The organism is uncultured Thiocystis sp., from assembly GCF_903866365.1.
Taxonomy (GTDB): domain Bacteria; phylum Pseudomonadota; class Gammaproteobacteria; order Chromatiales; family Chromatiaceae; genus Chromatium.
The window spans coordinates 1-4,610 of sequence record NZ_CAIPNF010000079.1 but is presented as its reverse complement, the minus strand read 5'-3'; the positions used below and the strand labels follow the sequence as shown (position 1 = coordinate 4,610).

Here is a 4,610-nt window from a genome sequence, read left to right as displayed (position 1 = left end):
TACGCCCATATCGTCGCGGAGAATTTCGCGCAGGCCGCCGCCACGCTCAAGGATCGCATGGTGCAGAACATGGGCTTCGAGCGGCTGGAAACGGCGGCGCTGATCGTCCCGCAGCAATCCCTGCCGCTGGTTGGCGGAGCGGGTGGCTCGGGACACGGAACCATCGCGCCGCTGATCCCGGAGTGCCAGATCGAGGTGCCGGCGGTACCCGAGACGCAACACTGGCCCGCCGTGCTGCGGGCGTCGGTGCAGGTCCGGGCCACCACCCAGGGCGCGACGCTGCTGCTCAAGGGCGATGTCGATGCCGACACGCTGGCACAGGCCGAGGCGTTCATCGGCAACGCGCTTCCCGAGCAGGCGCGGGCGGCGGTCAAGGAGCAATTCGACGCGCACCGCGCCCTGCGTCAGGCGCTGCGCGCGCCGGTCCAGTTCGGTTTGAGCTTCGCGCCGATTCCCCAGCTTTGCCTCCGGCTGGATGACCGTCTCGAAGTCGTCGAGAAGGAAACGCTGGCCGATCTCGGGGACTGGGACTTGCTGGACCAGCCGGTGCAGCTCGCGGGTTTTTCGCTCGCCGAGACGCTCCATTCGTTCGAGATCGATGTCAACGGACAGCGGGTCAGCTATCGTCACGTCGATGCCCAGCAGTTGCAGTTGAACGAGGTCGCCAGCCATGTCACCGAGACGGGGTTGCTGGTGGAGCTGGACCGGGAGTTGCGCCAACCGTTTTTGTCGCAACGGCAATTGCAGAGTTATCTGCTCAAGTTGCTGGCGCATCTGATCCATGATCGGGGCTTCACGTTGACGGCGCTGGTGCGCGCGCGCTTCCAGTTGGCGCGGGCCATTGCCAGCGAGATTGAACGGCTGCGGCGGATCGCCATGTCCAGGGGCTTTCAGCAGCGGTTGTTTGAGATGGCGGCGCCATCGCTCGAAGACCTGGCCCAATACAGTTTTCAGTTTCAACCCGGCCAGTATCCAGCCCGACGCTGTTATCAGGGCGGCTACGAATTCGGCAAGCATTTCTATCCCTTGATCCATGACCTGCGCGAAAAAACCGCCGCTGGCAAGCCGGGCGAGGAGTTTCTCTGCGCGCAAGCCATCGACGCGCATCCCAAGGTTAAGCATTGGGTGCGGAACATCGAACGCCAGGAGCGGTTTTCATTCTGGCTGCCGACCGCGACCGATTATTTTTACCCCGATTTCGTGGCCGAACTGACGGATGGGCGCATTTTTACGGTCGAATACAAGGGCGAGCCCTACAAAACCAACGACGATTCGCGCGAAAAAAACCAAGTCGGGCGTCAGTGGGAAACCTCCAGCGACGGGCGTTGCCTGTTTCTATTGGCCGTCGCCGAGGATGAGGCGGGGCGATCCGTGTTTCAGCAGATCGCCGAGAAGCTGGCTTGATGGGTGCGAGCGCGGCGCACAGGAACCGGCGGTTTCAGCGGATCATAATCCTCCTGGAGGCAAGCGATGCAATGGCAAGACGTGGTCGACAATCCTTACCTGCGGAATTTACCCTTCAAAATCGAGTTGAATCGTTGGGGTAAGGTCGAGATGAGTCCGGCGAATAACCGACATGCTTTACTGCAATCCCGCCTGGCCCAGATGCTGCGGGCTGCCATGGGCTGCGGCGAAACCTTGACCGAAGCCAGCATCCAAACCAGCAATGGCGTGCGGGTGCCGGATGTGGTTTGGGCGTCCGACGGATTTCTCGACCGCCATGGAGAAGAAACCCCGTTTTCGCGCGCGCCGGAGATCTGCGTCGAGGTCGTTTCACCGTCCAATGCGCGTGGCGAGATGTTGGAAAAAATCGCGCTTTATCTGGAGGCTGGCGCGCGCGAGGTATGGCTGGTGACGGACGCGGCGGCGTTGGAGATTCAGGATCGCGAAGGCGTCCGCGCCACGTCGTCGCTGATCCCCGACGCGCCCCAACGGGTCGCGGGTTTGGCGCAAAAGACACGCTGAGTACAGACGAGGTTGTCATGGCCGCTCCACGAAAAGATCTGGACACGCCATCCACCGATAGCGCCGTGAGCGACTTTTTGCGCCGGGTTGCGGAGACGCCGCGCGCCGGTCCGAGCGGCGCGCGCGGGCGTCTGATCTTCGCGCTCGACGCCACGGCCAGCCGGGAGCCGACCTGGGATCAGGCAACCCATATCCAGTCGAATATGTTTCTGGAGACCCAGGATCTCGGCGGGCTGGAGATTCAGCTCTGCTTTTATCGCGGTTTCCAGGAGTTCGAGTCATCCGACTGGTACCGAGATTCCGATGCCCTGCTGACACGCATGAATCGGGTGTTCTGCGCGGCCGGGTTGACCCAGATCGGGCGGGTGCTCGAACACGCCATCGACGAGGCCGCGAAGGGTCGGGTGAACGCACTGGTGTTCGTCGGCGATTGCATGGAAGAGAACCGAGAGCGGCTGGCCGATCTGGCCGGCCGGCTCGGGTTGCTCGGGGTGCCGGTCTTCGTCTTTCAGGAGGGACGCGATCCGACGGCGGAGCCCTGTCTGCGCGACATCGCCCGACTGAGCGGCGGCGCCTGGTGTCCGTTCGACGCCAACAGCCCGCATCTGCTACGCGATCTGTTGAGCGCGGTGGCCGTTTATGCCGCCGGCGGACGCAAGGCGCTCGTACGCTACGGAAAAACGCGGGGCGGCGCCGTCCTGCAACTGACCCATCAAATCGCCCGGAAAGGAGGTTGAGAGCCGCATGGGCCTATTACTGATTCTGATCGGCATCGTCCTTGCCGTGCTCTGGTTTCTGCACTGGTTTCGCGTGACACCGCCGGAACAGGTCAGCCGGGTTGTGCGCAAGGTCGCGCTCTGGGGCGTCATCGGGCTGGTGCTGCTGGCAGTGCTGACCGGACGCCTGAATCCGCTGTTCGCCGCCCTGGGCGCCTTGATTCCGGTCGTTCTGCGGGGCGTACATCTGCTGCGTCTGGTCCCGGCGCTCCAGCAGCTTATCCGCTCGCTCGGTCTCGGCGGGCTCGCGGGGGCCGCGCACGCCGGTCAACAGGCATCGACGATTCGCACCCGCTATCTGTCGATGCGTCTGGATCATGCCACCGGGGCGCTCGATGGCAGCGTGCTCGACGGCCCCTTCAAAGGTCGCCAACTGGGTGAACTCGACCTTGACGATCTGCTGCGAATGCTGGAACTGTATCGCGACAGCGACGCGCAGTCCGCCGCCGTGCTGGAGTCCTATCTGGACCGCGAGCATGGCGACGACTGGCGCGACCGGGTCGAGGGCCAGTCCGGGATCGGGAAGGCGCCGCCGAGCAGTGGCCGGTTGAGCGACGCCGAGGCCCGCTCGATCCTGGGAGTCGACGCGCGGGCCGATGCCGAGGCCATTCGCGCCGCTCACCGTCGGTTGATGCAGCGGCTGCATCCGGACCGTGGCGGTTCCGACTATCTGGCCGCCCAAATCAACGCTGCGAAACGAACACTGCTTGGGGAGTGAACACGCATGATCAAAACCGCATCGGAGGCACTGATCGAGTGCCCGCTGGAAGAGGTATTCAGGTTCGTGGCCGAGAATTTCGTCCTGAACTATCCACGCTGGTCGCCCGAGGTGCGCGACCTGGAGGCGGTGACCGATGGCCCTTTTCAGGTTGGCTGGATCGGGCGGCAGTTGCGCTTTGACCATGATCGATGGAGCGACAGCCAGTTTCGCGTGAGCGTCTTCGAGCCGGGCCGTCAACTGACCCTGGAGGGGATCACCGACACCTATCGGATCGACTATCGGTTCGAGTCTGTCGAGACCCGGACCCAGGTGTCCTTCGTCCTGGAGCTTGAGATCGCGCCCACCCTGCGACCCTTTGAACAGATGGTGCAACAGGCCGTCCAGAATACCGGGGACCGGATGATGAGTAACCTGAAATGGCTCATCGAGGAGGAGTTGACACCGCCCGCCAGCGGAACCCCCGATGGCCGTTAGCAAACCCCGCACCGCCTATGTCTGCAACGCCTGCGGCGCGCGCCACCCCAAATGGGCCGGTCAGTGCGCCGACTGCGGAGCCTGGAACAGCCTGGCCGAAGTGGCCGAACTCCGCAAACCCGTGGTGCGCGGCGGCTATACCGGCGCGGCGGGCGCGGCCCGCATCGAAACCCTGTCGGAGATCAGCCCCGAGGAACGTTCGCGCATCCAGAGCGGGATCGGCGAGCTGGATCGGGTGCTCGGCGGCGGTCTGGTGGCCGGCTCGGTGGTGCTGATCGGCGGCGATCCCGGCATCGGCAAATCGACCCTACTGCTCCAGGCATGCGCCGCGCTCGCGACCGACCTGCCGGTGCTCTATGTCAGCGGCGAGGAATCGCCCCAGCAGATCGGTCTGCGCGCGCGCCGGCTGGGTCTGGCCGGCGACGGTATCCGGCTGCTCGCCGAGACCTGCGTGGAACGCATCCTGGAACATGCCGCCGCAGAGCGTCCGCGGATCATGGTGGTGGACTCGATCCAGACGCTCTTTACCGAAACCCTGCAATCGGCGCCGGGCTCGGTCTCGCAGGTGCGCGACGCGGCGGCGCAGCTGGTGCGCTTCGCCAAGCGGCAGGACACGGTGGTGTTTCTGGTCGGGCATGTGACGAAAGATGGCTCGCTCGCCGGACCGCGCGTGC

The 4,610-nt window shown here is 64.4% G+C and carries 5 protein-coding genes and 1 pseudogene; all 6 read left to right on the top strand.

Features of this window, described 5'->3' with window-relative positions; all coding sequences use genetic code 11:
- Positions 1 to 1,404, top strand: a pseudogene (locus QZY07_RS05290) (hypothetical protein); the annotation flags it as partial.
- Between the two features lie 66 nt (positions 1,405 to 1,470).
- Positions 1,471 to 1,965 carry a Uma2 family endonuclease gene (locus QZY07_RS05285; RefSeq protein ID WP_295400397.1) on the top strand — a complete coding sequence of 165 codons (495 nt, stop codon included), beginning with the start codon at positions 1,471 to 1,473 and terminating at the stop codon, positions 1,963 to 1,965.
- Positions 1,966 to 1,982: 17 nt separating this feature from the next.
- On the top strand, positions 1,983 to 2,702 hold the full coding sequence (locus tag QZY07_RS05280; protein WP_295400395.1) for a VWA domain-containing protein: 720 nt from the start codon (positions 1,983 to 1,985) through the stop codon (positions 2,700 to 2,702).
- Positions 2,703 to 2,709: 7 nt separating this feature from the next.
- A complete protein-coding gene (locus tag QZY07_RS05275; protein WP_295400393.1) occupies positions 2,710 to 3,459 on the top strand; it encodes a molecular chaperone DnaJ in 750 nt (249 codons plus the stop codon).
- A 6-nt stretch (positions 3,460 to 3,465) separates the two neighbouring features.
- Positions 3,466 to 3,936, top strand: a complete 471-nt coding sequence (locus QZY07_RS05270) for an SRPBCC family protein (protein WP_295400391.1) — start codon at positions 3,466 to 3,468, stop codon at positions 3,934 to 3,936.
- The coding region (locus tag QZY07_RS05265) for an AAA family ATPase (protein ID WP_295400389.1) at positions 3,926 to 4,610 on the top strand (685 nt) is incomplete at its 3' end. The genes QZY07_RS05270 and QZY07_RS05265, both read left to right, overlap by 11 nt.

Excerpts from the sequence above, each read along its gene's own strand:
- QZY07_RS05280 (WP_295400395.1), top strand. The coding sequence starts at position 1,983 with ATGGCCGCTCCACGAAAAGATCTGGACACGCCATCCACCGATAGCGCC.
- QZY07_RS05275 (WP_295400393.1), top strand. The coding sequence starts at position 2,710 with ATGGGCCTATTACTGATTCTGATCGGCATCGTCCTTGCCGTGCTCTGG.
- QZY07_RS05285 (WP_295400397.1), top strand. The coding sequence starts at position 1,471 with ATGCAATGGCAAGACGTGGTCGACAATCCTTACCTGCGGAATTTACCC.
- QZY07_RS05270 (WP_295400391.1), top strand. The coding sequence starts at position 3,466 with ATGATCAAAACCGCATCGGAGGCACTGATCGAGTGCCCGCTGGAAGAG.